This window comes from Janthinobacterium sp. RA13 (assembly GCF_000745325.1).
Lineage (GTDB): Bacteria > Pseudomonadota > Gammaproteobacteria > Burkholderiales > Burkholderiaceae_D > Janthinobacterium > Janthinobacterium rivuli.
The window spans coordinates 4,591,043-4,617,361 of the sequence record NZ_JQNP01000001.1; the positions used below are offsets into that span (position 1 = coordinate 4,591,043).

Sequence of the window (26,319 nt, forward strand, 5' to 3'; positions counted from 1 at the left end):
AAGGGATCTATGTCGCTTCGGGTGAACACGCCCTATCAGATCATCCGCCTAGGTATGAAGCCATCTCGCAATGGGTGACGAGCAACTGGATGTCTCTTTCTGGGCCAGTTCACTTAGTGCTGGCACAGGCTTTTCCGTTTCGCGAACTTGGGTTGCGCTCACAGCCTCGACCAGGCCGCTCGCTTCGGAAGTACGTGCAGCAACCACCGTCGCTTCTCCCCGCCCACTTCGGGACCTCAGCCATGTCGAGATGGCATGGATCTGCTGTTCGACGTCACCTGCTGGGTGACCGATCTCGGCAATGTATCGCTCCAATGCCAGGCGCACGAGCTTGCCTCGTTCGCGCACTGGCGTCATCGCCAGCAGCGTGTGGACGTCCGGAGCCTCCTGAAAAGTCAGGCTGATTCGAACCGTGATTTCGGTACCGATTTTCGGGGGCTTATCCGTTGGTGTCGACATGGCAGATCCCTGGATCAGGACTGCAACAGTGACAGCAGGCCGAGGCGGCAGAAGCCTTCCGCGACCATCATTCGCGGCTCGTCGCTGGTGACAGCATTGGGATATCGTTGTTTGAGTCCATAAAGAAGCATTTCAGCACCTCCACCACCAATGATGATGCCGTCCAATACGGCTGCTTTTTGGCCAAATACGCGGTTGGCTTCATCCATGACGACGGCTTCGAAGCCTGCTTTCGCTTGATTGAGCAAGGGAGAGACGTCGACCTGCTGCCCGAAGTGTTTGATGCTTCCGTTGCGCACTGCCGCATCGACCACGTCCAGTGACGTTGGCAGCTTGGCCTGTGCCAGCGCGCTGGACATGCCGTCGTAGACCAAATGCATGCCTGCGCACGATATGGCCGCGTACTCCATCATGGAACCGCGATCGCACAGCGCGAAGTCGGTTGTGTAGTGGCCGATTTCGATGACGCCCCAGGCCTCGCTGTCGAGATCTCGCTGTGGGTGGAGGCAACCGTTATTCTGGATCGAGAGCCACTGCAGCGGTGCATCCGCTTGGCTCTGCACCATCACCCTGAGTGTCTGGCCGGGCAGGAGGCGTGGGGTCAGCAAAGCTACGATGCGGTCGCGCAGCGTGTCGCGCTGCGACCCGACGAACTTGGCCGGTAAGCCCATCACCAGATGCACCCTTGCCGAAGGATTGCCGAACGCCTGCATGGCCTTGCGCCATGCTCCCAGCACCAGTGCATCGTGCTGGGGACTCTCGATCCAATCCGCGTTTTGTCCTGTGTACACTTCGGAACGGCCTTGTCGCAACGCGGTATCGCCGAAGAAGTATCTGCGCCCATCCACCTCGACAGTTTCGAGCTCAGCTTTTTGTCGCGTCTGCTCGTTCGTCAGCGTGATCGCGGGGATAACGACAGTGGGGATCTGAAACGAATGACGCTCGTCTGGCGATGCCAGCGAGGCTGCGCGTATTTTGAACATTGAGTGGCCGCCATCGATTGCGATTGAGATGTTTTCCATTTAGAACTCCAAGTGTCAGTGAAAGATTTAATGTAAAGCGTAAGCCGGCGTGCGCAAGTCAGGTTTTGATCGTGACCATGAGCCGCGACAGGGACCAGGAAGCAGTCCGTGTCGAATATCGAGGTTCGAAAATGCGCCGTCATTAGCTATCACCAGGTGCGGAAATCCAGACAGGCGGCACTGCAAACAATGTTTCTTGACACGCTAGTCACGCTTGGATAAAGTACCCAGCGTCGGCCTCCGGCATTTTTATAAATTAATTTTTAAGTTGTTCTGTCCAATGAGAGAGAACAGCTTTCCGCAACGCCAGGCTTTTGGCATCGTTCGCTTTCATCCGATCGCGAGCACTCATCACCATCAAAAAATCAGCTCTTATCTGGTCTAGTCTTGTCTGCAAGGCTCTACAGGCAGGTACAGAGTGATCCCCAAAACGTGTCGTCATCGGCTTTTCAGCGCAATGGCAGGGAAAACTCGATCACAGATCGGCATTCCTACTTGAGTCGTTAGGGCGGACGGCCACGCTATAGCTATATCTCCATTCACTCTTCGCTCCGAAGAGCACCAGCCTCCAATACTTCAACTGCAAACATCGTGATCGGGCTAGTCACCCCTTAGGCCGCATGTGCGTCAAGCACGGCGCTTAAGAACGTCACGCCAGCTCTCACTGGTCTTTCCATAACTGGAGGCGCGCACCCTCAAAGCCCGGACCTGGTCCGAGAGTGCGTAGCGAGAAACTGCTCAATGTTCAGTTCTCTTCCCGGGAAGAGGAACCGAGTACCGGAAGGGCTCGGCGCATCGGTGGTTGGCAGTAAGGCCCGCTGATGCGAAACCGGTTTATTTAAGACGGGAGCCTTACCCCCGCCCCGCTGCGCTTCCGCATCTGGTGATAAGAAGTATCGATGGTTCTTGTGGAGGACATATGTGGCAGCAAAAAGTAAACGACATCATGAAATTGGCAGGTACACGCCGCGTCAATGGCAAGGTGGCATCCGAACGCACTCAGACACTGACGAAAGACGTTTTATATGCATCAATTCGGCGGCTGCATGAACTCGGCTACAAGATTCAGGACCCGAAGAATCTCGGTGAACGGCACATCGAAGTGCTCGTCAAGCACTGGTGGTATTGCCAGCACAAGAAAGCCAAGACTATCCAGAATGACCTTTCCCGATTACGGGTTTTCTGCGCAATGCTCGGCAAGCCAGGCATGGTTGGCGCTGTCCAGAAATATCTGCCGGATATAGATCCTGAATTGTTGAAAGTGCGTTCGGCCGCACGAACCACGAAGTCCTGGTCCGGACATGGCATTGATTTGGTCGAGACGTTCCGCAAGGTTGACGAGCACGACCCGTGCCTCGGTCTGATGTTACGTCTCGAGTTGGGCTTTGGACTGCGGCGCGAAGAGGTCCTGAAATGCAATCCACACGTTCAGGATTACGGCCACTACCTGCAGGTTTTTCCGGGGATGGGTAAAGGCGGTCGTTGGCGAAATATTCCTATCGTTTCAAACGCGCAGCGCGATTTGCTCGACTACGTCAAAGCACGTGTGTCGAAAAATAAAGCGCTTGGGTGGGAGTATTCCCGGTCGGGCCAGATAGCCAGTCTGGAGCAGAACATCCGCCGCTACGAGAACTTGATGGCGTCGTTCGGCTTCACCAAAGCCGATGCCGGCATAACAGGACATGGATTGCGCGCGCAATTTGCCGAGAACCATGCGTTGCTGCTCGGGATGATCCCAGCCACGATGGGTGGAGGCGTAGGGCAGCTGGATGGCGCCGATAGCGGCGTCGTGAAGGCGAAGGTGGCGCAAGCATTGGGACACAACCGGCAGTCCGTGACAAGTGCGTACATCGGTTCCTTCGGCTCGTCCTCAGCACTTTTTCCGTACAGCGATCAAGGGATCGTGACGATTCAGAAAGCACTTCGGATTCTTGACGCTGTTGCACTGCCCGAAGTTCCCACCGCGCGGTTGGAGGACTGTCGGTTTATTCAGGAAATGATGGCTCACACGGGCCTGGTCTTGACTGCAGACCAGGCACATATGTTGTTTGCGAAGCATGCCCGGCGTCACGGGGTGGAATGGATGTCTCCAGGGCTGGAGACTCCTTTGGCGCTGCGCATCAGCGCTGAAGCAATGTTGAACGATTTTTTGTTCTGTTAATAGGAGAAGTAGAGTGAATACCAATCGAGATATGGTAGTGATCGACGCGGCGATGAACTTGTTGATCAGCGCGTGTCCTGTACAACTTGGGATGCCAGCAAAGCTCATACGAGAGCTTGTGCACGGCAAATATTCTATTTTTACTGCCAAGCAGGTATGCAGTTTATCCAAAGATGGATGGGGACTCAGCATGCTTGACGAGTACCTTGATAAGCAGGGGTATGTTTTTCCTTGGGGGACGCTGAGCGAGGAGTCGAACCCGAGTGATCCCGATGATGACAAGAGCCCCCCGATGTTGCGTTTTGAGTTCATGCCAACGGAACTCTTGTTGGCGTTCCCGCAAAGCGCGCAACTGGAAGACCTTTTCATGTGGCTGTACCACAACCATCCCTACTATGATGCCAGGTTCCCCTGTGATGAGGGAAATGAGCACTGGTCAGTCATTTCGTTTTACAGTGAAGATGGCTGTGGAGAAGCCCTCAGGTCCTGGCTTGCCAATGTATTCATTCCACTCATCTGGCATGATCTGCTGGGTGAGGCAACACGGATTGTTCAAGAGAAGATCAAGGCAGCTGTCGCACAGTCCCCGGATGGCTCGTTTCATGACCTCCTTGTCGAACACGATCGGTACCAGTTGTGCATTGATCCGGCTGAGCTGCAGTTCGAGGCGTGTGCGATTTTAGAGGAGGAATAACGGAATAGCTGGCCAGAAGATGCTGCTGATTTTCCTCATGTTTAACCGAGGTTAAAATACTGGCCATTTTCGTGTTAGTGCCCGGTGTCCGGTGCGCGGCCGTGCCGTCTGCGAGGCACTGGTCAGGCTGGCGGCATCCGTTGAAGGGCGGCTGCGGCATCAAGCAGGCCGCCCAGAATTTTGTCGGCCACCTTTTCCGAAAACCCCACAGGCAGTTCGCCGCGGACCTTATCTACAATTGCGGGTGTGCGGGCAATGAAATCGAGCAGGAGCGGTTCGGCGTCCGCGCCATAGCCGACCGCTTTTGCAGTGCTGTTGAAGTGTCGCCGCTGTATGCCATGCGCGAGGTAATGCCGGTTGCTTCCGAGTAGCGCCATCGCCATCTTGAGTTTGCGTTCGGACCACTGGTTGGGGCCAGGGCCGATCACAGGATAGCCGGACATCACATCATAGATGGGCGTCAGCTTGAACCGGCCGGCGCCCGCCAGTAGCTGGATACTGAAGTTCTTGGCGTGGCCATCGGGTGCGCGCAGCATCCAGAACAGAAGTTGGGAGGCCATCAGCGTGTGCATGTCGGCAGCGCTTTGCTGCGATTGCTGCAGCAGCGTAAACATCTGTTTTAACCCCGGTCCACCGTCATTTTCGTATTTCAGCAGCGGTGATGTTCCCGTCGCCTGGCAAAAATCCTCCTGAACCAGCCGGAACAGCTGCGTGCCATCGTTTGATCGCACGCGGTCAAAACGCTCGACGACGAGCACCCGTTGCTCGCCGAACGTCGCAATCTCGGCATTTGCCGTAGGCAGCCCGTACTCCTTGAACAGCCGCAGGCATAGCCACTCGTTATCGACCGACGTGGTGAAATCGGCTTTTTTTCCGCCTACCATCCCGATCGGAAGCTTGAAGATGTGCGTTGTGGGCGTCGCGCCACGCGGCTTCATCCATTTCCCATCCCACCACAAGAAGGCGTCTTTTTCTTGCGCGCCAGCCAGCGAAATGCGGAAATCATCGTCCGCGTCATCTGCGGCGCCGTGCCGCTCCGAGCTGACCACTTCGAGCAAGTGCCGCTCGATGTCTTCCTCGTCAAGGGGGATGCCATCGACCTGGGCCAGCCCTTCCGGTTTGCCGCCTTCGGGCAGCAGCTGCAAGGCGCCGACGCAGTCCCGGCCGATAGCCGCGAGCAGGTCGAACGGTTCGAGAGAGCCTGTCTTGAACCGGGTCGCAACGCGTTTGCGAATGATGTCACTGTCCGGCAGCAAGCCCTCAAAGTAGTTTGCAACACTGGCACCCTTGAGCGGTTCATTGCGCAGATTGAACGGCAGCGACAGGGAGATCGGGCGCCCGAGCCTTGAGCTTTGCCAGGACGCATCGTACTGGAGTTCGGAGTCGCCGTTGGCCTTGACCGTCCAGCGTCCTACATAGTCGCCATTTGCGCAAAGATGGAGCGTCTGGCTGTGTGAGCGGCGGCCCATGGCTACCACTCGGCCGAATTGCTTGTGGTGGACGTATCGCGCTCGCCCAACTGCAGCTCCAGCTCGAGTGCGGAGCACCAGCTGAGTAACTGCTTGACGCTGATTTCGTCAGGATGGCTTTCCAGGTAGGAGATGCGATTCTGGCTCAAGCCGACACGCGTGCCTACAGTCGCCTGGGTGATCTTATGCCGTTTGCGGGTCGATGCAAGCAACTGGCCGAGCTGCGACGCCGTGAGGAGACGGTGGGTAGTAGGCGAGAAGGACATGTGTGGTATTCGTTATTCAGATATATTGATATTATCTGAAATGCAGATAAAGTCAAGGTATCTGAATAACGGATGTATCAGAAATAGCTGAGGGACAGATAAAGCGGGGAAGAGATAACGAACAGTTGGCCGGAAGATGCTGCAGATTCTCCTCGTGTTTCACCGAGGTATGTGAGGTACCAAGGCCGACTATCAGGTGACGGTCGGCCTTGGCTGTTCAATCAATCGTAAAAAATGTATTCAGTCTCATCCGGTTGGAGTTTCAGCAGAAGCCTGGTGTACTTTGCCTGAAGAATCGCGGCGCTGATCGATACCACAAAGAATAGTGCAGTAATCGCGAGAATGTCCGGCCAAGAGTCGTTGAAGAATATCGCGATCAGCATGATGACCGAGAGGAAGCCGAAAACCCGACACACAATTGTGAGGAGCATTTTCACTAACGGATGGAAATAAAGTAACAAATAGAAAGCGCCACTTCTCATTGGTCACCTTCCTTCTTGTCCTTTGCCTTTGATCGTCTGATACGAGAAATCACGGCTGTGGCCAGGCGGCGAGTCAGGCGTGTCACTTTAGTGAACGGTTCGAAAAAGAGGCGGATGTCGTCGATCGCTACTTTTTTAATATGCTCAATAAGTTTGTTCATTTTTTTGTCTTCATGATGTTCAGGGTGAAACCACTATGTCCTGCCTTCGCCAACCTCGTTCATGGCTTGGCATCCTTATGGCAGGAGAGCTGCGAGTACGTGGACCCTTCAGACAAACGCGTCTTACAGGCTGAGGAAATCGCGAATCGAATTCCTGCCACAACTCCCTTGGACTGGATTGCCTTTGCCACCTCTTGGACGTCGGCTCGATATTCCAGGTTGAGCAAGGTGAGCGTTTGGTGGCGTGAGTGGAAGCAAAACATAATCTTATCGAGTGAAGCTTTGGACCAGAAATGCTGGTGAACCCAACAATTGATGTTCCACCACAGGAACCGGCCATCGCCTTTGCCATTGAGGTAGGCCTTCACGGAGCGGGGATCTTCTTTCGCCCAGTCGGTAGTAAAAATGGTCAGGTTCGTGACTTTATCGGTACTCATCAAATAACTCCCTTAGAGGGGTTGGTTGAGCGGTATATGTGACCGCGACAAGAGTAATCGTAAGTCCCGTTCGTCCTTGTGCAAGTCGAGTTAAGTTCTGAGGAAGAGTGTCGATTCCGATGGTTTTTTGTCCAAATAGATAGATGTTTTTTTGTGATCCACGTCCATAGTCACTAAACTCGCGTTCAACGATGTTTCCAGAGGCGTTGAGTTGAGTCAGTCGGAATAGGCCCCCTGGATTAGCTTGATGCCGGTACCGATACCTATGATTAAAGGGAAGTCCGTTGTATAGCAAGCGTCATTGCGGCGGAATGGATTCTGGGAAAACCACATTTATCCAAGCACCGTCGCGTCTAATGTATCGAAAACTTTAAGTATTTTGATGAATTCAACGGGCATAATTTAGTGCCAGTTGTGTACCCTTATAAAAAAGTGTGTTGCGGCTTAGCTTGAGTATGTATGGCCAAGGACGGCTCACCATGCTGGCGATGGGCTTCACTGTGACGAGGGAGGGGGCTTAGATTAGAAGAAAGTATGCATCTCGTACTTTATTTAGTTCCATGGCCGCCGACTTCTCTGTTGCAGAAGATTCCTGAAGCCTTCTTCAATTTGTGTTCACTCCCAAGCATTCGAGGCGTCCGGAAGCAGCGACACGCTCCAAGCCGCACTGAAGCCTGTCAGAGCGCGGCTAAGAGACCAGACTAAAGTTAATCAGTGCTGGCCATCAATCAATTTATGCTCACTAGCGCGACTTTGCTGGCTGTGATACGACGCGTATGCCTGCGGATTCAATTGCTAAATAAGTCAGTCCAGCGGACGATCTTGGTTATTTTTAAAACTTATCCGAGTACCCTGCTATCCCAGGGTTTACGTCAATTCAGTAAGGGGCGATCATAAGATCAGTGCGTGATTAAAAATAAGGGGGGTGGAAAATTTTCTATATCAGACAGCTTAAGGTCTCAGCCTATAATAGATATTGAACCATGAATGTTTGCGATGTACAATCAAAGCAATTATTTCTCAATGGAATTGCTTTTATGCAAACGAATGTTTTGGACCCAGTCACTGTACACCCTTACCAATGGATTCTTTTTGGCTCGCCGGGTACCGGAAAAAGCCATAAAATAGACGAGCATGTCAAAGCGATGGTGCCGTCACCGTTCGTGGTTAAGACAATTTTTCATCCTGAATATACACACGGCGATTTTATGGGGCGGTTGATGCCACTCAGTCAGCCGGATGGACGAGTGAGCTATCGTTATTATCCTGGGCATTTTATGCGTGCGTTGGCGAAGGCACTAAGCTATCATCATGAAGCGATACAAGTTAATCCGCCGGTACCACCTAAGGAGGTATTACTGGTTATCGATGAAATCAACCGTGGCAACAGTGCTGCTATTTTCGGAACAGCGTTTCAGTTACTTGACCGCAGAGAGGACGGGTGGTCCAGCTACGACGTGGACCTTTCGGAAATGGAGCATGATGCCCTGCTTCAAATGATGGGTGTTCATCAATGTATACGATATCCCAGCATGTATGAATCGGAAAAGGAAGGGCGCAAAAAACTGGATGAGTTATTTGCTGGAGATTTGGACTTCCTGGCTGAACGGAAAATAAAACTACCACCGAACTTGCGCTTGGCGGGGACAATGAATACATCCGACGAGTCAATTTATTATATGGACAGCGCATTTAAACGCCGCTGGTCTTGGGAATATGTTCCTATCGACAATGGTAATCCATGCAGCCCGCCCGATGACTTGAATGAAGATAGTTGGCGCGCGTTTGTTAGAAAATTAAACGCTTTCATCTTGAGTCATGCGGCATCAATACGTAAGGTGGAGGACAAGCTAATTGGCTACTACTTTATTCGTACCCGAAAAGGTGTCGTGGCTGGCAGCGAGATTCAGAATAAGCTGATGTTCTTTCTATGGGACACTGTATTTATACGGGACAAACGCCTTTTGGAGCAATTTTTTGGCGATAACAAAGAATTGAAAACGTTTGGTGACTTCAGTGCTAAATCTGCACTGTTTGTTGAGCGTATTCAGGCGTGGAGTGGCAAGTGATCGACTTTGCATCTTTACGCGCCGAGGCCGGTAATGATAGGGACAAGAAGTACTCGTTTGTAGGCATTCGTGACAAGGTATTGCACCTGCCAAAGGGGTGCGAGGCATGGGCGGACCGGATTAATAGCGCCGAACCCTCACTGAAATTTCAGTTGGTGAAAGAAGCTTTTCTTCTGTTGTATCGCACCTTGAAAACATTTCGCGTTACCTGCAACTCGCTGCTAGCTGATGATCGGGATTCTGCGCAGCGCTCCGATGGTGGTGCCGAGTTGTTAGCACAAGGAGCGGAACATGGTGAAGTGCTTTACTATCGCCGGCTCGATATCCTTGACGGCATCCTCCAGCGATTCGATGAACTGGAAATATTGACATTGGCACAGCGCTACGGCCGTAGTGAGCGCATTGACGTCACACGGCTTCATCGGGAGCTAGAGCGCGCAACCTTTACAGCAGATCACAGCTTTTTCGTCGATGCGATGAATATGCCTCGTTTGGAGGTGAATCACGAGCCAGTAGAGTTGGTGCAGATGTATTGCTATGCATTGTTGGAAGTAAAGCGTTGGCTCGGAGAAGATGAAGACTTGCATCGCGATATCCAAGTGCTGGCGACCCAATTTGCCGAGTTGCACTTGAATCCAGGTTATGGCTTGTTTGCTTTCGATAGCTGGCAAGCCACGCGTATACTGATGCTAGATAGATTGGATGCGATTGAACGCACCACCGCTTACAAAGATCCTGCCTTTCATGATTTCCATGAGGTGCTCGATCGATTTTTGCGTGGCAGCCTAATGCAAGCCGGCCAAGGATGGCAGTGGGGCATTAGTACGTTCGCACCAGTGTGGGAATCCATATGCCTAGAGGACTTATTGCGCAGGAAATCGTCGACGCTGGCGGCTTGTGATGTTAGCAATATTTCGCCGCGATTAGCTACCAGCCTATCCTTGTTACCCGCCGTGAAGACAATGCTGATTGAAAATCAGAAGATAACTCTGCGCAGCATAGCGAAGCTAGATGGTGTATTCAAAGACATGTTTCCAGATGCTGTGTTATTAAATACTGTAGAGAATATCAAGGATGCGTTTTATAAAAGACATGGCGTGGCCACCCTCGCGGACGCAACACTCGCAGTGGCAATTCCGGCTGCCTATGTCGCGGTGCTGAAAAAAATACGATCAGGCGACGGAAACGTTCAAAACAAAGGTGCTGATGAGTTACGACCATTGCTTCAAGCAGCGAGGATACCCAATTCCATTACTGCTTTTCATATGGGAAGGGCATTGTCTGCCAGCTCTCAGTCGGAGATGTCGGATTCATGGTCAAGACAAAAGCTCACCAAGGAATTGCTAAACGATCCGACACGCGAATTATATGATGATTTTTTATGTGGCATGGTGTGGGAGGTTTTATTTGATAAGCAGGATACTTTGCGAAGTGTTGATCACCGCGATGCTCGCAAACGACTGGTTAGCTACGATTTGGCGATGAAAGCAATGAAGATCAATAAACACCAGTCAGCCGTTCTGGATTTATTGGAGAATTTGCATGATTTAGTCATGGAAGACACCAATAAAGCTGTAATAGTAGACTTCAAATATTTGACGTCGGGCTATCTGTATGATCCACAGAACATTGCTGCTTTGCGTGATCGTTCTGTGAGAAAGCAGTTCGTTTACGAACATCAATTGCAATCAAAGCTAGGGAATGGGACGAAAATCAGCAGCGAGTTCTGTATCCCCGACTACGACTCCGATCCGACAAAGACGGTGGTGAGCTTTGAAGAAAAGAACTTCGCAGGAGGCTTTATTGCGTTGCGCTCGCTGAATTTGCTTGCCTTGATGGCGCGCTACGGTACCTGACAGCACATGTCAAGTAAACGAAGGGTTCGCCTCGAAGTGGCAGCTTACTCTGGTACCTTGAGCCGTCGCATCCAGCGGTTCCGGTTGACTGCACCCGCAGCACCGAAGTGGTCATCTTGCACCCACTGTTCTTGTGGCCCAGATAGTCTGCTTCCGAGGTTAAAATCGAATTCACGTCTGCTCTTGCCACGTGGTACTGTGAAGGGCCAACTCGGCTATTGGCCGGCACAAGCTGGGAGTTCTGGGGAATGTGCATTCATTGACAGATTTCCAAAGAATAGGAAGATAGAAATTAAACGAGGAGGTAAGCGTGCTGGTGAGAGATCCCATCGAAGAACTAAAAAGTACAAAAGTATTTTCACACCTCGCTTTACAAAGCCCGGAATATGCGGATCGGGCTGTCCATTTTGTGCAGACGATCGCGCCTATCCTCGAAACGACGATCCAGCACTTTCCTTTGTACACCCGCCATGATGCACACCACGGATTCCAAGTTGTGCGGCGTCTGGAAGACGTGCTACAGATTGGTTGCCTAAAAATTGGGGCGAGCAAGTCGCTTGGGTACCCTGAACTTTTTCTCCTAATTGCTGCATCCTATGCTCATGATCTTGGCATGACCGTATTTCCTGACGAGGAACCAACCCTTAGAGCGATGTTAGGCCTTCCGACGGATGGATGGAAAACCAGTGTTCCGCTGACGGACTACCTACGTCGAGAACATTCCAAGCGGGGAGGCTCATATATCCACGAAAATGCCTTGGCGATGGGGGTTCCTGAAAATCTAGTCGCCCCCCTGGACTGGATTATGAAGTCGCATAACCTGAGCGTTTCGGAGTTGGAAGTGAATCTGCGGAAACCGTTCGCTGCGGATGGCCGTGTCTTGGATGTTCGGCAACTTGCAGCTATTCTGTGCAGCGCCGACGCCATAGAGTTCAGTGACACGCGCGTTCTGGATGGTGTGGTCGATCTGGCTCGACAGACCTCAGGCAATGCGGCTGCGATCTCTTTCCGGGAGAATAGGAAGCACGACTGCATCCGTGATAGCTTGGCGGTGGCAGATGATGGTCAGGTGGTCGTGAGTGGAACCTTCGACGATGGCGACGTCCTTGCGCTCGCACATCGGACGTTTGATGATATGGAGGGGTGGATTCGTGGTTACTGCGACATCGATCGACAGTCGAAAGTCCCCCGGCTGAAAATTCGACCTGAGCCCTTTGTGCGGAGGTTAGATTTGCCGGGTGCTACGTTCGAGCGCTTGGGCGTAAGAATGAGCAAACGGGCTGTAATCGACTTGATAGCGTCGAGCGCGGTCTGGAAGAGATCAACGGGCGCGCCGATTCGCGAATTGGTTCAGAACGCTGTGGAGGCATGCCGGTTCCGAAGGCATCATTCCAGCCCTGCCGATGACTACCAGCCGCAGATCAGGATTGAGTTTGATCGTGCGAGGCATAGAGTTACTGTGTCGGACAACGGCTGCGGAATGTCGCTCAGGACTATCCTGAACCACTTCCTGAGCGTAGCGAGCAGCAGGGCTAAGGAGCCTGCTTATGCAACAAAATCGTATGCTCCAATAGCACGCTTCGGAACAGGTTTTTGGTCCGTTTTTACAATCGCGACTAAGGCGGATATCCGGTCTCTGGCTTTCGAAGATGGAAATGCCAAGGGCATCGGACTTAATTTCGAAGTCTCCCTCAATGAACTCAAAGACTATACGGTTTTCCGGGACTGGCCAATGAATCCAGGGACATCCGTAACACTGTCCCTGAGTGAAGACATTGCCATTGACGATGCGTTCGAGCAGTGCCGTAATCTTCTGGTGTCTGCGGCTGTGCCTATTGATTTGGTCCTTGACGGGCGCGTGGACGCAATTCCGGCGACTGTTCCCGGCATCACCGCTACGCAGCTTCTGGGGCCCAAGATGATCACAATGGAGGCAGATGGCCTGCATGTGTTCGAATGGCAAGGAGAACGCCAAGGCGTTGATGTCGCCATAGGACTGGTCTACCGTTTGGAAGGGCAAAACGTCACGTTTCGCCTAAATGAACACACCTCGGTCATGTCGAGACTCGTTCGTACGTCGGGAACGTACACCACGGCCGTTTGCGGATTTTTTGCGCCCTTGAGACCATCTACCATATGTATTGATCTATGGCGAGTCGGCAATGCTGTAGCGAATATTTATTCACCTCAGGGAATGGAGTACTCTCTCGATCGCGGCCAGATCCTTGAATCGGAGCAGAGCATTAAGATGGGTCGGGTGATCACCCAGTGCATACATGATGGCTATCGGACATTCTTGAAGGAGCTCGGTGCCTACGATCCAGCTTCGATTTACCGCCTCACAGTGGAGTCCGAGCTCAGTGGAGGCAATGTCTTCGATCAGTACACCGGGCGCGAACTTTCCGTAGCGGCCGAGGACTATCCGGATTTACTGTGTTTTAGGCTCTATGAGGTCAATCCCTCAGGTAGGCTCCAAGAAGCAAATGTCCTCCATCTGGATTGGTCGGGTCTGCGGAAGCTGTCGGGATCTTGCGTCGTAGCTCAGACGACGTTGAGCTTTCCGGCGCCAGATGGGCAATTCATCGGCTTCTATCCAGAGCAGCTTACGGAGTTAGCGTATAGCGCGGCGGCGATGATTAAACGTCAGCAGGGATCGTCCGAACCCCTGTATCTGCTTGAGGCAAATCGACGTGCCTCTATGCTTTTCGATGCGGACCCGACAAGTATGGTACAGACGGTAGCTTTACCTATCGGGCCAGGTGGTAGCAATGTCCATCTGCTCATGCAGAGATGGCGTCTGCAGAACTTGACTCTGGATCCAGACGAGCATCAAATAATTGCACAGGTGCAAGGGCGATGGGCAGGAGCTTTGTATTCGCGCAATTTCGAGAGTTCTCTCGGTGTTCCGTATATATTCCTCGGGCGGTCTCGAGTGATCATACGGAGCGGCTCGAAGCTACATGTACATTGCAGTGCGCTGGTTGAACAAAAGCGCTTGATCAAGCTGGCCGAATTGGTAGACGACCTTCAACTGCATTCGCAAGGATTCGCCTCTGAAGCGGTACGTGCTTTGGTTTAAAGCGCTTCTTCAGCGAGTCAGCAAGTGAAGCAATCGTCGACGAAAAATCAATTCGCTCAAAGAGGGCGATAATGTTGAATTGATGTCAGCGCTCCGCTAAGTTTGCCCGACCCAGCCTGGACCGGACATTCACAGACTAATGATCAACGTCCGCTCCTCTCAGTAGCGGACAATGAGGACTTTAACTCATCTGACAGTCATAGTTAGGTCAAGTCAGGATTATTATAGTTTATGCTCGAAGCTGCCGATTTTCGGTGATCTATTCCCATAGCCAGTAACCTTAAGTGCAGCAACGGTTTCAAAGGCTTTAATTGGGAAGTTAGAGTCTGCATCCAGGATCAATTCGTCGTTGGCATCAAAATTCACCTATAAACTGTGCCTCCAGCCAGCGTTTGCAATGCAATTTTTCATCCAATTTGCGAAACTCACCTGTGATAGGTTCGAATGATGTCGCGTCCCCGCCGATGTTTTCATCAATGAATTTTTTGATGAGCTTGCCGCGTTCGCTTGGCGATAACATGTCCACTGCGTCACGTGCTGCTGTTCGCCTCTTTCGGTCGCTTTCGCTGATGTCATAGCTGTCAAGCCGCTGGCGCGTTTCTTCGACCATATTCTTGGCGCTTGAGCGTGACAATATTTTTTCGACGACTGATGGCAATGGCTTTGCGCCCTCGTTTTCAAGTTGTGATACGGCGTCGCAAACCGCCTTCTCGCCATATTTTTCCAATATAGAACTGGCAAGTTTCTGGTCGAGATCGTTCCAGCAATGGACGCCTGCGATCTTCGCCCTTGGTTGTCGCTTCTTGCTACTGTTCTCGTGCTTGGCTGACGAGCCTGATGGCGCAGTTCTACTTTTTTTAATCTGTATACTCTCTGTACTAGAAAGCGAAATTTCGCTTTCCAGGGCGCCAGATTTGCCGTTGCCGAATGTGATTTCCGACGCTTCTGAACGTTGGAAATTGCGCTCTTCATCGGCCCACTTGGACACGATCTTAGCCAAGAGATCCAGATCGATCCGGTATTCAAGTCGGCCTCCATTACGCGAGCGCCGCTCCTGAAGCACGCCGAGCTTTTTCGCTGCCTTTCGGGCATTCCCCTGGTGTGAACGAGTCAGGCCCGTTTCATACTCAAAACTTTGGTCGATTTCCCAGCGGGGTGAAATCATCTGATTATTATCATCCCTATCTGCGAGAATTTTTTTGAACCACCAGCAACCGTTCCCAGCTTTTCTTTGAGTGTATTCAGCCTGACGCAACCATACGGCCGTCGTTGTCCCCAGTTTTCGCGCGTAGAGAGAGTCAAGCGCGATGATTATGCGAGATGGGCCGCGAGAGTCCGCATGTTTTTGATAATTACCTGACGTCATTCGCACACCTCGTCAAAGAAAAGCTCAGACTGGTTCGATGTCGCGTACTGCTCACGAAATTGCTGCAGAATTTGTCGTACTCGCCGCGGGGTGACGCCAAGGGCCCGTGCAAGATCCGCAGTCGACTTTCCGCTCACAAAACTGGCGATTGACAAGGCCTTAGAACTTTTGGATTGATCTGAAGGTGGAGGTAAATCGTCGTCGTACACTGCTGGCGCCTCCAGATTGGCGATGATGCTGCGTGTACTGTCACCAAAATGTTCGTCGCTGTCGATGGAAACAGCAAACGTGTGTGCGCCCAGCTGACGGAGCATTCTTTTCTCCAGGTGGCCAAATACGAACTGGCACAGGGTGCCTTTGGCTGGGTCAAATACCGGAGCTTTTTCCAGAATTATTTCGCGTCCTTCCTGGATGATGTCGTCCGGTGCCACGCCGTGTTTTGCTGCCTTGATTTTGACTTGGGCCGTGTGTCCCCAGGGGAACGTAATAGCAAGCTGCGCTATTTCGTTGGTGCTAAAAAACATGCCATCCTCCTTGATCCAATATGCATACAGGTATGAGTAAAACGTACCCACGGTTGTGTGCGAATAGACGAGGAACTGCTCTCATCTGCCCGGTCGCACCCGGATACTGCATTGCATACGGATCGACCTGATGGCTCTAGTCGTGAAGCTGATCACGAAAGGTCCAGGCAGACGCAGAGGAGTTGAGGAGAAAGCGTGGCGGAAAAGGAATTGCCCAAGATGGCGATGCTGGGCGCGCTAGCGTTGGTGGAGCACAGACGTATAAGTTCCTGCCCGGGCTGACGTTGGCACTACGTTGCAGATGGTCGAGCAAGATGACAAATCGTGAAGATCACGAAACGTCAGGCGTATACACGAGAAGATTCAGGGATACGGCAATTACCGATGTGCCAAGAGTTGCTGATGTTGAGCGTGTTCAGCCGAGCAATCGCCAAGCGTTTGCTGGAAGAAGCGTCAGAAGCTGACGATTTTGTGAACTGCTTTGTTGCTTACTTTTTACAGGAAATTGCATTTACAATAAGGCCGCATGGCGACACTTAAATCATATCACCCCAATTTCTCTGTGGCAACGATCATTTTGATCGCAGCGTCTGCAGGGGGCAAGGACGGGTATCAGTGCCTCAAGGTCATGATTGGAAACTTGTTGACAGGCAATATATGTTGCTTCATGATGCTGATTCGCTCTGCGGAATGGCCAGGGATTTACTTCCTGAAAACTGAAATATCTACCTCAACACACAATGCCCGCTATGGTGGGAATTGCTCTTCAAGTAACGCCAGTTTGAATGGCGCACCATTTCTATTTCGTCTCTTGACTGACCAACGAACTGCTTTCTACCTCGGTCCAGCAGAACAATGAGCGACACATAGCAGACGCCATCGACGTGTCACAAGCGGAGCATTGCCTCCAGCACCCGGCACGCCTGTTTTTCTCATCCTGGCGCTTCTCCTCATCAGCTTTAACTGGTCGTGTGTCGATCCAACACATGAGCCAGGCCATTGGCCGGACGACGTTTGCCGTCCCCATCTCTGAATCTGAAAAATCGGTGTGGCGCCACCAATGACCTGTCTCTTTTGCAGGTAGCGCGACGCGGGAGACCGCATGGCAGTTGCTCCCGGTGCCTGAAGCCGGGTGGGGGACAAGCGCCGAAAGGCGCTTGCGTATTGACCGCGCATCAGAGGCGGCGTCGATACGGAACAGTATTCTTGGGCTGGGGCAGTGCCCTGGCGTTGTCGGACATGTGCCGGACAATATGGCGCTGACCATTGAGGTTGGCCTGTTGTCCAGCGCTCAAATTTCGAGGCGATGGATGGATCAGCAACAACCGCGAGCAGTACAACACCAGATGGCAGGTTCTCAATCTTGGCAGGGTTTCATGCCGCTTGACCTGGAACGGCGGACACATGTCGATACCGCATGTGCTGCTTATCACTTGGGGAGAAAACCGCAGACATTGCGGGTATGGGCGTCCGCCGAAAATGGACCTCTGCGACCGGTTCGGGTGAACGGCCGGCTGGCCTGGCCGGTAGAGTGTATCCGGCGCATTCTTGGTGCTTGAGACAAGGGTGTCGCACCTGTGCATGCGACTTATTCGATAAGAGCCCTTTTGGGCTCTTTGGTCACCTGTGCATGGTGCGACAGGCCGCTGGTTAGTCCGGCTTGATTGATCAAGCCGGGTTACACAGGGGTTACATGGCATCCAGAAAGCAAAAAGCCCAATCCTGAGGATTGGGCTAAGTGCTTGAATTTATTGGTGCCGACTGCCGGTTTCGAACTGGCCACCTGATGATTACAAATCAACTGCTCTACCAAATGAGCTAAGTCGGCAAAAACTGCGCGTTGCGAATTATACGCTATTTAATGCGTGTCAGGGTCGGGCGGCCGCCTTTTTTTGGTGGCTCGTCGTCGCTTGGGGTAGCGTTGTCGCGTTGTTCGGGGGAGCTGGTCGGTACGGACGACAGGGTCGGGGCGCTGGAGACCGGGGCGATCGCTGGCGGCGGCACGTCGGCGGAGGCCGGGCTGTCCGTCGGTTGCGCATCGGGATCATCGTTGCCCAGCACGGGCTCGAAGGCCATGCCCTGGCCGTTTTCGTTGGCGTAGATGGCCATCACGTTGTCGACCGGCACGTAGATTTCGCGCGAGACGCCGCCAAAGCGGGCGTGGAAGCGGATGGCGTCGTTGTCCATCTTCAGGCCGCTGGTGGCGCCGAAGCTGATGTTGAGCACGATTTCGCCCTTTTTCACGTATTCCATCGGTACCGTGGTGCGCGAATCGACTTTGACCGCGAGATAAGGCGTGTAGCCGCTGTCGGTGCACCACTCGTAGATGGCGCGCAGCATATAAGGTTTGGTTGAGATTTCAGACATGGTAGGCACTGTGAGGCGGGAGCGCCCCCCATCAAGCATGAGGCGGGCGCACCGGTAATTCAAAAGACTGGCTGCTGACGCAAGATGCCCCGGCAGGCGTTGCCTGCCGGGAATATCTTTTAGCGGCGCATCACTTTCTCGGATGGCGTCAGTGCTTCGATATAGGCCGGACGCGAGAAGATGCGTTCGGCGTATTTCATCAGCGGTGCGGCCGTCTTCGACAGTTCGATGCCGTAGTGGTCCAGGCGCCACAGCAGCGGCGCGACAGCCACGTCGAGCATCGAGAACTCGTCGCCCAGCATGTACTTGTTTTTCAGGAACAGTGGCGCCAGGGTCGTCAGGCGGTCGCGGATTTCCGCGCGTGCCTTGTCGTGGGCCTTGTCGTTGCTCTTGGCGCGTTCGCTTTCCAGCACGTGCACGTGCACGAACAGTTCTTTTTCGAAATTGAACAGCATCAGGCGCGCGCGGGCACGCATCAGCGGATCGGCCGGCATCAGTTGCGGATGCGGGAAGCGCTCATCGATGTACTCGTTGATGATGTTCGATTCATACAGGATCAGTTCGCGCTCGACCAGGATAGGCACCTGGCCGTACGGATTCATGGTCGAAATGTCTTCCGGTTTGTTGAACAGGTCGACGTCGCGCACTTCGAAGTCCATGCCTTTTTCAAACAGGACCAGGCGGCAGCGTTGCGAAAATGGGCAGGTTGTACCCGAATAGAGAACCATCATTTTTTATAGTTCCTTAGAAACAAAGGGGGTGAAGCCGCGAACGGCTCACCCCAGGTCGCTTGTCCACTCATGCGGACAACGCAGAAACAGGCATAAACCGGCCTATGGCCGGCGCCTCACTTATTTGACTTCCTTCCAGAACGACGCGTTAAGGCGCCATGCCAGCAGAGCAAAGACCGACAGGAACAGCAGCACCCACACGCCCAGGCGTTTGCGTGTCTGCTGTGCCGGTTCGGCCATCCACTCCATGTAGCCGACCAGGTCGGCTACCGCATTGTCATACTCGATCTTGTTCAACGTACCTGGCTTGACCTGCTCGAAGCCGGCAAATTTGTGGATCTTCTTGCCAGCGTCGTGCGGATCATTCTCTTCCACGAACTTGGCAGACTGAACACCTTGCAATTCCCATAATACATGCGGCATGGCAACATTCGGCACGACCATGTTGTTCCATCCGGTCGGACGAGTGTCGTCTTTATAGAACGTACGCAGGTAAGTATACAGGTAGTCGCCGCCTGTGCCAGCGGAAGATGATTTCGCGCGCGAAATTACCGACAAATCCGGCGGTACGACGCCAAAGAAGGCCTTGGCGTCCTGCGGCGCCAGGCTTGTCGTCATCAGGTCGCCGACTTTATCGCCGGAGAACAACAGATTCTGCTTGATCTGGTCTTCCGTCAAGCCCAGGTCTTTCAGGCGGTTGTAGCGCATCGACACGGCGGCGTGGCAATTCAGGCAATAATTGACGAACAATTTGGCGCCATGTTGCAGCGCCGCCATGTTGGTCTGGCGGTCAGGAGCCTTGTCCAGCGGAAAGCCGCCTTCGCTGGCGAGAGCCATGGCAGGCACGAAGGCCAGGATGGCGAGCAGTTTTTTTGCAATCTTCATATGATGTATGTCCTTTGAGCGTGGCGTGAGAGCGGCTTAGTGCGGGTGAAACGTCACACGCGACGGCACGGTCTTGAACTTGCCCATTGCACTCCACCATGGCATCAGCAGGAAGAAGCTGAAGTAAATCAGGGTGCACACTTGCGACACGATGGTTTTCGCATCCGTTGGCGCCTGGGTCCCGAGGTAGCCGAGGATCAGGAACGACAGGCCGAAGATGGCGTACACATATTTGTGCCAGGTCGGACGGTAGCGGATCGATTTCACGGGCGAATGATCGAGCCATGGCAGGAACGCCAGGATCACGACGGAACCGCCGAAGAACACCACGCCCCAGAATTTCGCGTCCAGCACCTGCGGCAGCATGCCGATGATGGCGACGATGGCGATGCCGGCGATGATGGACTTGACGGTCGTCGACAGGCGCGACTTGAGCCAGATGAACACCACGTAGGCGGCCACGACACCCATCAGCACGTACATGAAGTCGGCCGTGGTGGCGCGCAGCACCGAGTAGAACGGCGTGAAGTACCAGGTTGGCGCGATGTGCAGCGGGGTCTTCAGCGAGTCGCCCGGCAGGAAGTTGTTGTATTCCAGGAAATATCCGCCCATTTCCGGCGCGAAGAAGACGACGGCGCTGAAAATGACGAGGAAGATCGATACGCCGAACAGGTCATGCACGGTGTAGTACGGATGCGATGGAATCGAATCGACCGGGTGGCCATCGGCGCCCAGGTTTTCTTTGACTTCGATGCCGTCCGGATTGCTCGAACCGACTTCATGCAGGGCGATCAAGTGCGCTGCAACCAAGCCCAGCAGTACCAGCGGGATGGCGATCACGTGGAAAGCGAAGAAGCGGTTCAGGGTCGCGTCGGAAACAACGTAGTCGCCGCGGATCCACAGCGACAGGTCAGGGCCGATCAGCGGGATGGCGCCAAACAGGTTGACGATCACTTGGGCGCCCCAGTACGACATCTGGCCCCATGGCAACAGGTAGCCGAAGAATGCTTCGGCCATCAGGCACAGGAAGATGGCGAAACCGAACAGCCAGATCAGCTCACGTGGCTTGCGGTACGAGCCGTACAGCAGGCCGCGCGTCATGTGCAGGTAGACGATGATGAAGAAGGCCGAGGCGCCCGTCGAGTGCATGTAGCGCACCAGCCAGCCCCACGGCACTTCGCGCATGATGTACTCGACGGAATTGAAGGCCAGGGCCGCATCCGGTTTGTAGTGCATGGTCAGGAAGATGCCGGTGACGATCTGCAAGACCAGCACCAGCATGGCCAGCGAGCCGAAGATGTACCAGAAATTGAAGTTTTTCGGGGCGTAGTACTTGCCCCATTGGTCGTTCCACAGCTTGGTCAGGGGAAAGCGGTCATCGACCCAGCCCAGCGCTTTTTCGGCGACGGGAGCGTCTGCCGGGAACTTCGTTTCTTTGAAAGCAGCCATGATCAAGCCTCGCCTTTCTCGTCTTTACCTATCAGCAATTTGGTGTCGCTCAGATACATATGACGCGGCACTTGCAGGTTGTCCGGCGCCGGCTTGTTCTTGAACACGCGGCCTGCCATGTCGAAGGTGGAGCCGTGGCAAGGGCACAGGAAGCCGCCTTCCCAGTCATCGGGCAGCGACGGTTGCGGGCCGGGGGTAAATTTCGAGGAAGGGGAGCAGCCCAAATGGGTGCAGATGCCGACGGCGACGAGAATTTCAGGCTTGATCGAGCGTGCCTCGTTCATGCAGTATTCCGGCGTGAATTCGGCGGGATTACGCTGGGAATTGGCATCGGCGACCTTGCCGTCGGTTTGCTTGAGCGACGCGATCATTTCCGGCGTGCGCTTGAGGATCCAGACCGGCTTGCCGCGCCATTCGACGGTGCGCATTTCGCCGGGTTGCAAGGTGGTGATGTCTACTTCGACCGGCGCGCCAGCCGCTTTCGCGCGCTCCGACGGCTGGAAGGTGCTTACCAAGGCTCCCGCGGTTGCCAATCCAACTACACTGCCCGCCGCGCACGTGGCGACGAGCAAGCCGCGACGGCCTGAATCGACCTGCTTTTCGTTACTCATGCAAACCCCAATCAGTCAAAATGCGAATCTTTATTATGAGTGGCAGCCGCGAAAAACCCGTCGCCGAAGCTCTATCCCACTGATTGCCGCAACCCGCATCTTTGTACGGTAAAGTGGCAACATCCCTGCGGAACTTCGGACTATGGCGCAGCCCGTGCCAGTTTCTTGTTGATTATCCGGAAGTGAAAAAGCCACTTCTGGCAACCGCAAATTATAAGTGAAGCAAACAACGAATAAAACAAAAACGTTGCTTGTACCATAATTTATATACTTTTGCAGGAGGTGGCTAGTTCTTTCGAACTAGATGCGCACGGCTGTGCCGGAATTGGTCTCGCCAACAACCACAAGTTGGTGTCACCAGGAATCAATAGTATGATCGGCATGTTTTTATATCTATCCGAAGGAGAAATTCATGGCAATGATGCAAGAATTTAAAGAATTTGCAATGAAGGGTAACGTCGTCGATCTGGCGGTCGGTGTCATTATCGGTGGCGCCTTCGGCAAGATTGTCGATTCCCTGGTGCAAGACGTGATCATGCCGCCCATCGGCCGCATTTTCGGCGGCCTCGATTTCGCCAATTACTACCTGCCCCTGAATGGCCAAGCCACGACGATGACCCTGGTGGAAGCGAAAAAAGCGGGCGCCGTGCTGGCCTACGGTAATTTTTTGACCATTTTGCTCAACTTCGTCATTCTGGCTTTCATCATCTTCCAGATGGTACGCCTGATGAACAAGGCCCGCCGCAGCGAACCGGTCGCGCCGGCGCCAGCGCCAGTCACGCCGGAAGACATCGTGCTGCTGCGTGAAATCCGCGACTCCCTGCAGCAGAACGCACGCAACGGCGGCGATCTGGCAAAATAAGCCGTTCCGGCACGGGCCGGCTGACCTGGGCAGAAAACTGTATGCGACGATTCTGGTTATTGTTTGCGCAAACCGTGACGATCGCGTTGGCGCTGTATTTTGTGTATGGCGCGCTGCGCCCGGCCAGCCGGGTACAGCAGCTGGGTTCTCCCGCGAAACCGGTGCCCGTGGTGGAAACGGCGTCCAGCAGCCTGGCGCCCGGCTCCTACCGCGACGCGGCGGCGCGCGCCATGCCCGCCGTCGTCAACATCCTAACCCTGCAAGTGCCCAAGCGCGGCGCCCATCCGCTGGCGCGCGATCCCTTCTTCAAACGTTTCTTCGGCGACCGCGACCCGGACGACGGGGATGACGACGACTTGAAAAACAGCCTCGGCTCCGGTGTCATCGTCAGCCATGAAGGCTATGTGCTGACGAATAACCACGTGGTCGAAGGCGCCGACGAAATCGAAGTGGTGCTCACGGATGGCCGCAAGGCGCCGGCCAAGGTGGTGGGCCTGGATCCGGAAACGGATCTGGCCGTCATCAAGATCGACCTCGACAAGCTGCCCGTCATCGTGCTGGGCCAGTCGGAACTGGCGCGCGTGGGCGACGTGGTGCTGGCCATCGGCAACCCGTTCGGCGTGGGCCAGACGGTGACCATGGGCATCATCTCCGCCCTGGGCCGCAACAACCTGCACATCAACAGCTTTGAAAACTTTATCCAGACGGATGCGGCGATTAACTTCGGCAACTCGGGCGGCGCCCTGGTCGATACGCGCGGCAATCTGATCGGCATCAATACGGCGATCTACTCGCAAAGCGGCGGCTCCGTCGGCATCGGCTTCGCCATTCCCGTCTCGACGGCCAAGACGGTGATGGAAGCCATCATCAAGGATGGCCACGTGGTGCGCGGCTGGATTGGCGTGGAAACGCAGGACATCACGCCCGAGCTGGCGCAAAGCTTCAACTTGCAGCGCACGAGCGGCGCCATCATCGCCGGCGTGGTACGCAACGGCCCGGCCGACAAGGCGGGCATCGTGCCCGGCGACATCCTGCTGACGGTGCAAGGCAAGCCCGTCGGCGACACGACGGAAATGCTGAATCTGATCGCCCAACTGCCGCCCGGCGAAAAAGCTAAAATGACGGTGCTGCGCAAGAATCGCGAAGCGGCACTCGACGTGATGGTGGGCAAGCGCCCCATCCCGAAAGAGCTTTCCAAATAGTTGCTGATCGGAATTTGACACATGCATGTGCGTGATTTGACCCAATTTTTACGTGAACTGAGCGACAACAACAACCGTCCCTGGTTTGTGATGAACAAGCCCCGCTACGACATCCTGCGCGAGGAATTTCTCGCCTTGGTGACGTCACTCATTGCTGAACTCGGCAAGTTCGATCCGGCCGTGAAATACTGCAATCCAAAGAAGGCTTTGTTCCGCATCAACCGCGACGTGCGTTTTGCGCACGATAAAAGTCCGTACAAGACGCGTTTTTCGGCCGCCATCGCGCCGAACGACATGCGCCGCCCCAGCAAGGCGGGCGGTCCCACGTATTACCTGCAGATCGATGGCCAGGGCAACTTGCTGTTCGGCGCCGGCGAATACATGCCACCGCCCGGACGATTAAAAGCGTTGCGCGAGCATATGCTCAACGATGCGCCAGGTTTTTCCAAAGTGCTGAAAAATAAGCGTTTGAAGGCCCGCTTCGGCACCATCCAGAACGAGGGCAAGCTGCAGCGCCCGCCGAAGGGGTTTGACGCGGACGCCGAACATATCGAATTCATCAAGCTGAAAAGCTTTTTTGTCTGGACCGAAGTGCCGCTGCCCGTCAACGCCCCCGAGCAACTGCTGCCGACCCTGGCGGAAGGCTTGAAGGATGCGTGGCCGCTGGTCGAGTGGATGCGCGGCGCGAAAGAGCCGGAGGAAGTCACCGAGTAACTGCTGAAGGAGCACATGATGGCACTGGAGCACGCAAGTTCAGGACAGGTGATCGAGGTGCTGCGCAGGGACGGCGACGACCTGTCGCAGTTTTCCGCCATCGCGCTGGCCAAGACGGATGAGCTGGAATTGATCCGCATGTGCATGCCCAAAGGCAAGACCATGCCCGAACATCATGTACTCGGCGCAATCACCTTGCTGTGCCTGCAAGGGCAGGTGGCGGTGGAGGCGCATGGCGGCGTGCAGGTGCTGGGACCGGGCCAGATGCTGTATCTGCTCGGCGGCCAGGCACACGCCCTGGAAGCGCGCGAAGACAGTTTATTGTTGCTCACCATACTCATGCACAAGGCGGGGCGCTAGGTTTTCCTGGCGCATCAGGTCGCCTTAGGCCGCCTCTGCGCGCGGGTCGCGCGACAGCAGCTGCTGCACCATCACGTGCGGTAAATCCCCATCGAACAGCACGCCGGCCACCGCGTTGGTGATCGGCATGTCGACGCCCATGCGGCGCGCCAGTTCGCGCACGGCCTTGGCGCAGGGCACGCCTTCGGCCACGTGACCGAGTTCGGCCACGATGGTCTCCAGCGCCTTGCCTTGCGCCAGGCCCAGACCGACCCGGCGGTTGCGCGACAGGTCGCCCGTGCAGGTGAGTATCAGATCGCCCATGCCCGTCAAGCCCATGAACGTTTCCGTCTGGCCACCCAGGGCCGCGCCCAGGCGCGTGATTTCCGCCAGGCCACGTGTGATCAGCGCGGCGCGCGCATTCAAGCCCAGGCCCAGGCCGTCGGCCACGCCGGTGGCGATCGCCAGCACGTTCTTGACGGCGCCGCCCACTTCCACGCCCACCAGGTCCTCGCTCGCATATACGCGGATGGTGCCGCCATGCAAGGCCGAGACGACGGCGCCGCGCAAGGCGGCATTGTGCGAAGCGATGGTCAGCGCGCACGGCAAGCCGCGCGCCACTTCCTGCGCGAACGAGGGGCCGGACAGGGCGCCGCCGGGGATAGTGTCGCCCAGCACTTCCTGCACGATCTGGTGCGGCAGCAAACCCGTGCCGCCTTCAAAGCCTTTGCACAGCCACACGAGGTTGCCGATGGCCTTGTTTTTCAACTGATCTTTCAGCTGATGCAACATGGGCCGCAAGCCCGCCACGGGGCAGGCGGCGATCAGGAGGCCGTGTTCGCCACTGGCATGCGCGACGGCGGCGTCGAAATCGGCACTGATGCGCAGTTGCGGCGGCAAAGGGAAACCGGGCAAATAACTGTTTTCGCCGCTGGCGGCCATGGCGGCCATGGCCTCGCCGTTGCGGCCCCACAGCAGCACGTCGTGGCGGCCGGCCAGGGCCATGGCCACGGCCGTGCCCCAGGCGCCGGCGCCCAGGATGGTGATCTTGCGGGCGGCGGGAATACGGTCGGGAGTGACTTCAGGAGAAACTTGCATGCAACCTCAACGGGGC

Annotated in this window: 24 protein-coding genes and 1 tRNA gene; 10 read left to right on the forward strand and 15 right to left on the reverse strand. The window is 54.7% G+C overall.

Annotation, left to right across the window (positions count from 1 at the left end; genetic code table 11):
• Positions 1-48 precede the first annotated feature (48 nt).
• Positions 49-459, reverse strand: coding sequence for a hypothetical protein (locus tag FG13_RS20275; RefSeq protein WP_035823784.1), 411 nt, complete (start codon positions 457-459; stop codon positions 49-51).
• A 14-nt stretch (positions 460-473) separates the two neighbouring features.
• Positions 474-1,481: a ParM/StbA family protein gene (locus FG13_RS20280; RefSeq protein WP_035823785.1), complete on the reverse strand. Its 1,008-nt coding sequence runs from the start codon at positions 1,479-1,481 to the stop codon at positions 474-476.
• 919 nt (positions 1,482-2,400) lie between these two features.
• Between FG13_RS20280 and FG13_RS20285 the strand changes: the two genes are divergently transcribed.
• Positions 2,401-3,642, forward strand: coding sequence for a site-specific integrase (locus tag FG13_RS20285; RefSeq protein ID WP_035823787.1), 1,242 nt, complete (start codon positions 2,401-2,403; stop codon positions 3,640-3,642).
• A 13-nt stretch (positions 3,643-3,655) separates the two neighbouring features.
• Positions 3,656-4,336 carry a hypothetical protein gene (locus FG13_RS20290; protein WP_152598818.1) on the forward strand — a complete coding sequence of 227 codons (681 nt, stop codon included), beginning with the start codon at positions 3,656-3,658 and terminating at the stop codon, positions 4,334-4,336.
• 122 nt (positions 4,337-4,458) lie between these two features.
• Here FG13_RS20290 and FG13_RS20295 read toward each other — a convergent pair whose 3' ends face one another.
• From FG13_RS20295 to FG13_RS20310, 4 genes are all read right to left on the reverse strand, one after another.
• Positions 4,459-5,805 (reverse strand): type II toxin-antitoxin system HipA family toxin, encoded by a 1,347-nt coding sequence (locus FG13_RS20295; protein ID WP_035823792.1) that lies wholly within the window; start codon positions 5,803-5,805, stop codon positions 4,459-4,461.
• Positions 5,806-5,807: 2 nt separating this feature from the next.
• The gene (locus FG13_RS20300; protein WP_035823794.1) at positions 5,808-6,071 is read right to left on the reverse strand and encodes a helix-turn-helix domain-containing protein; all 264 of its coding nucleotides are present in this window, start codon (positions 6,069-6,071) and stop codon (positions 5,808-5,810) included.
• Positions 6,072-6,549: 478 nt separating this feature from the next.
• Complete coding sequence (locus FG13_RS30505) at positions 6,550-6,714, reverse strand: hypothetical protein (RefSeq protein ID WP_161784195.1); 165 nt, start codon at positions 6,712-6,714, stop codon at positions 6,550-6,552.
• A 59-nt stretch (positions 6,715-6,773) separates the two neighbouring features.
• On the reverse strand, positions 6,774-7,151 hold the full coding sequence (locus FG13_RS20310; RefSeq protein WP_035823799.1) for a hypothetical protein: 378 nt from the start codon (positions 7,149-7,151) through the stop codon (positions 6,774-6,776).
• A 1,037-nt stretch (positions 7,152-8,188) separates the two neighbouring features.
• Between FG13_RS20310 and FG13_RS20315 the strand changes: the two genes are divergently transcribed.
• From FG13_RS20315 to FG13_RS20325, 3 genes are all read left to right on the forward strand, one after another.
• Positions 8,189-9,220 (forward strand): AAA family ATPase, encoded by a 1,032-nt coding sequence (locus FG13_RS20315; RefSeq protein WP_035823802.1) that lies wholly within the window; start codon positions 8,189-8,191, stop codon positions 9,218-9,220.
• Entirely contained in the window at positions 9,217-11,076 is a 1,860-nt protein-coding gene (locus FG13_RS20320; protein WP_035823805.1) for a hypothetical protein, read from the forward strand. The genes FG13_RS20315 and FG13_RS20320 overlap by 4 nt, the downstream gene beginning before the upstream one ends.
• A gap of 310 nt (positions 11,077-11,386) precedes the next feature.
• Complete coding sequence (locus FG13_RS20325) at positions 11,387-14,155, forward strand: HD domain-containing protein (protein ID WP_152598819.1); 2,769 nt, start codon at positions 11,387-11,389, stop codon at positions 14,153-14,155.
• A gap of 355 nt (positions 14,156-14,510) precedes the next feature.
• Here FG13_RS20325 and FG13_RS20330 read toward each other — a convergent pair whose 3' ends face one another.
• A complete protein-coding gene (locus tag FG13_RS20330) occupies positions 14,511-15,521 on the reverse strand; it encodes a hypothetical protein (RefSeq protein ID WP_138828937.1) in 1,011 nt (336 codons plus the stop codon).
• On the reverse strand, positions 15,518-16,045 hold the full coding sequence (locus tag FG13_RS20335) for a sigma-70 family RNA polymerase sigma factor (protein WP_152598820.1): 528 nt from the start codon (positions 16,043-16,045) through the stop codon (positions 15,518-15,520). Before FG13_RS20335 ends, FG13_RS20330 begins: the two co-directional genes overlap by 4 nt.
• A 324-nt stretch (positions 16,046-16,369) precedes the next feature.
• Between FG13_RS20335 and FG13_RS30175 the strand changes: the two genes are divergently transcribed.
• Positions 16,370-16,585: a hypothetical protein gene (locus FG13_RS30175; RefSeq protein ID WP_138828936.1), complete on the forward strand. Its 216-nt coding sequence runs from the start codon at positions 16,370-16,372 to the stop codon at positions 16,583-16,585.
• A gap of 1,212 nt (positions 16,586-17,797) precedes the next feature.
• Here the strand turns inward: FG13_RS30175 and FG13_RS20340 are convergent.
• From FG13_RS20340 to petA, 6 genes are all read right to left on the reverse strand, one after another.
• Positions 17,798-17,873: transfer RNA gene (locus tag FG13_RS20340), tRNA-Thr, on the reverse strand.
• A 26-nt stretch (positions 17,874-17,899) separates the two neighbouring features.
• Complete coding sequence (locus tag FG13_RS20345) at positions 17,900-18,412, reverse strand: ClpXP protease specificity-enhancing factor (RefSeq protein ID WP_035823815.1); 513 nt, start codon at positions 18,410-18,412, stop codon at positions 17,900-17,902.
• Positions 18,413-18,531: 119 nt separating this feature from the next.
• Complete coding sequence (locus tag FG13_RS20350; protein ID WP_010394154.1) at positions 18,532-19,143, reverse strand: glutathione S-transferase N-terminal domain-containing protein; 612 nt, start codon at positions 19,141-19,143, stop codon at positions 18,532-18,534.
• Positions 19,144-19,263: 120 nt separating this feature from the next.
• Entirely contained in the window at positions 19,264-20,028 is a 765-nt protein-coding gene (locus tag FG13_RS20355) for a cytochrome c1 (RefSeq protein WP_035823818.1), read from the reverse strand.
• Between the two features lie 36 nt (positions 20,029-20,064).
• Positions 20,065-21,477 carry a cytochrome b gene (locus FG13_RS20360; protein ID WP_035828518.1) on the reverse strand — a complete coding sequence of 471 codons (1,413 nt, stop codon included), beginning with the start codon at positions 21,475-21,477 and terminating at the stop codon, positions 20,065-20,067.
• 2 nt (positions 21,478-21,479) lie between these two features.
• Positions 21,480-22,088, reverse strand: a complete 609-nt coding sequence (petA, locus tag FG13_RS20365) for a ubiquinol-cytochrome c reductase iron-sulfur subunit (RefSeq protein WP_034783594.1) — start codon at positions 22,086-22,088, stop codon at positions 21,480-21,482.
• Between the two features lie 412 nt (positions 22,089-22,500).
• Between petA and mscL the strand changes: the two genes are divergently transcribed.
• Genes mscL through FG13_RS20385 form a run of 4 tightly spaced genes read left to right on the forward strand, consistent with a single transcriptional unit; the run spans position 22,501 to position 25,226 of the window.
• The gene (gene mscL / locus FG13_RS20370; protein ID WP_035823819.1) at positions 22,501-22,950 is read left to right on the forward strand and encodes a large conductance mechanosensitive channel protein MscL; all 450 of its coding nucleotides are present in this window, start codon (positions 22,501-22,503) and stop codon (positions 22,948-22,950) included.
• A gap of 41 nt (positions 22,951-22,991) precedes the next feature.
• A complete protein-coding gene (locus FG13_RS20375; protein WP_072455825.1) occupies positions 22,992-24,152 on the forward strand; it encodes a Do family serine endopeptidase in 1,161 nt (386 codons plus the stop codon).
• Between the two features lie 21 nt (positions 24,153-24,173).
• Entirely contained in the window at positions 24,174-24,866 is a 693-nt protein-coding gene (locus FG13_RS20380; RefSeq protein ID WP_035823821.1) for a DUF2461 domain-containing protein, read from the forward strand.
• Between the two features lie 15 nt (positions 24,867-24,881).
• Positions 24,882-25,226 (forward strand): hypothetical protein, encoded by a 345-nt coding sequence (locus FG13_RS20385; RefSeq protein ID WP_235211780.1) that lies wholly within the window; start codon positions 24,882-24,884, stop codon positions 25,224-25,226.
• 24 nt (positions 25,227-25,250) lie between these two features.
• On the opposite strand, the gene FG13_RS20390 is transcribed toward FG13_RS20385, so the two are convergent.
• Positions 25,251-26,303, reverse strand: a complete 1,053-nt coding sequence (locus tag FG13_RS20390) for an NAD(P)H-dependent glycerol-3-phosphate dehydrogenase (RefSeq protein WP_051959289.1) — start codon at positions 26,301-26,303, stop codon at positions 25,251-25,253.
• Between the last annotated feature and the right edge of the window lie 16 nt (positions 26,304-26,319).

What these genes read in the sequence shown, in the direction of transcription:
- FG13_RS20275 (WP_035823784.1), bottom strand. Translation starts at nt 459, where the DNA reads ATGTCGACACCAACGGATAAGCCCCCGAAAATCGGTACCGAAATCACG.
- FG13_RS20280 (WP_035823785.1), bottom strand. Translation starts at nt 1,481, where the DNA reads ATGGAAAACATCTCAATCGCAATCGATGGCGGCCACTCAATGTTCAAA.
- FG13_RS20285 (WP_035823787.1), top strand. Translation starts at nt 2,401, where the DNA reads ATGTGGCAGCAAAAAGTAAACGACATCATGAAATTGGCAGGTACACGC.
- FG13_RS20295 (WP_035823792.1), bottom strand. Translation starts at nt 5,805, where the DNA reads ATGGGCCGCCGCTCACACAGCCAGACGCTCCATCTTTGCGCAAATGGC.
- FG13_RS20300 (WP_035823794.1), bottom strand. Translation starts at nt 6,071, where the DNA reads ATGTCCTTCTCGCCTACTACCCACCGTCTCCTCACGGCGTCGCAGCTC.
- FG13_RS30505 (WP_161784195.1), bottom strand. Translation starts at nt 6,714, where the DNA reads ATGAACAAACTTATTGAGCATATTAAAAAAGTAGCGATCGACGACATC.
- FG13_RS20310 (WP_035823799.1), bottom strand. Translation starts at nt 7,151, where the DNA reads ATGAGTACCGATAAAGTCACGAACCTGACCATTTTTACTACCGACTGG.
- FG13_RS20315 (WP_035823802.1), top strand. Translation starts at nt 8,189, where the DNA reads ATGCAAACGAATGTTTTGGACCCAGTCACTGTACACCCTTACCAATGG.
- FG13_RS20330 (WP_138828937.1), bottom strand. Translation starts at nt 15,521, where the DNA reads ATGACGTCAGGTAATTATCAAAAACATGCGGACTCTCGCGGCCCATCT.
- FG13_RS20335 (WP_152598820.1), bottom strand. Translation starts at nt 16,045, where the DNA reads ATGTTTTTTAGCACCAACGAAATAGCGCAGCTTGCTATTACGTTCCCC.
- FG13_RS20345 (WP_035823815.1), bottom strand. Translation starts at nt 18,412, where the DNA reads ATGTCTGAAATCTCAACCAAACCTTATATGCTGCGCGCCATCTACGAG.
- FG13_RS20350 (WP_010394154.1), bottom strand. Translation starts at nt 19,143, where the DNA reads ATGATGGTTCTCTATTCGGGTACAACCTGCCCATTTTCGCAACGCTGC.
- FG13_RS20355 (WP_035823818.1), bottom strand. Translation starts at nt 20,028, where the DNA reads ATGAAGATTGCAAAAAAACTGCTCGCCATCCTGGCCTTCGTGCCTGCC.
- FG13_RS20360 (WP_035828518.1), bottom strand. Translation starts at nt 21,477, where the DNA reads ATGGCTGCTTTCAAAGAAACGAAGTTCCCGGCAGACGCTCCCGTCGCC.
- petA (WP_034783594.1), bottom strand. Translation starts at nt 22,088, where the DNA reads ATGAGTAACGAAAAGCAGGTCGATTCAGGCCGTCGCGGCTTGCTCGTC.
- mscL (WP_035823819.1), top strand. Translation starts at nt 22,501, where the DNA reads ATGGCAATGATGCAAGAATTTAAAGAATTTGCAATGAAGGGTAACGTC.
- FG13_RS20375 (WP_072455825.1), top strand. Translation starts at nt 22,992, where the DNA reads ATGCGACGATTCTGGTTATTGTTTGCGCAAACCGTGACGATCGCGTTG.
- FG13_RS20380 (WP_035823821.1), top strand. Translation starts at nt 24,174, where the DNA reads ATGCATGTGCGTGATTTGACCCAATTTTTACGTGAACTGAGCGACAAC.
- FG13_RS20385 (WP_235211780.1), top strand. Translation starts at nt 24,882, where the DNA reads ATGATGGCACTGGAGCACGCAAGTTCAGGACAGGTGATCGAGGTGCTG.
- FG13_RS20390 (WP_051959289.1), bottom strand. Translation starts at nt 26,303, where the DNA reads ATGCAAGTTTCTCCTGAAGTCACTCCCGACCGTATTCCCGCCGCCCGC.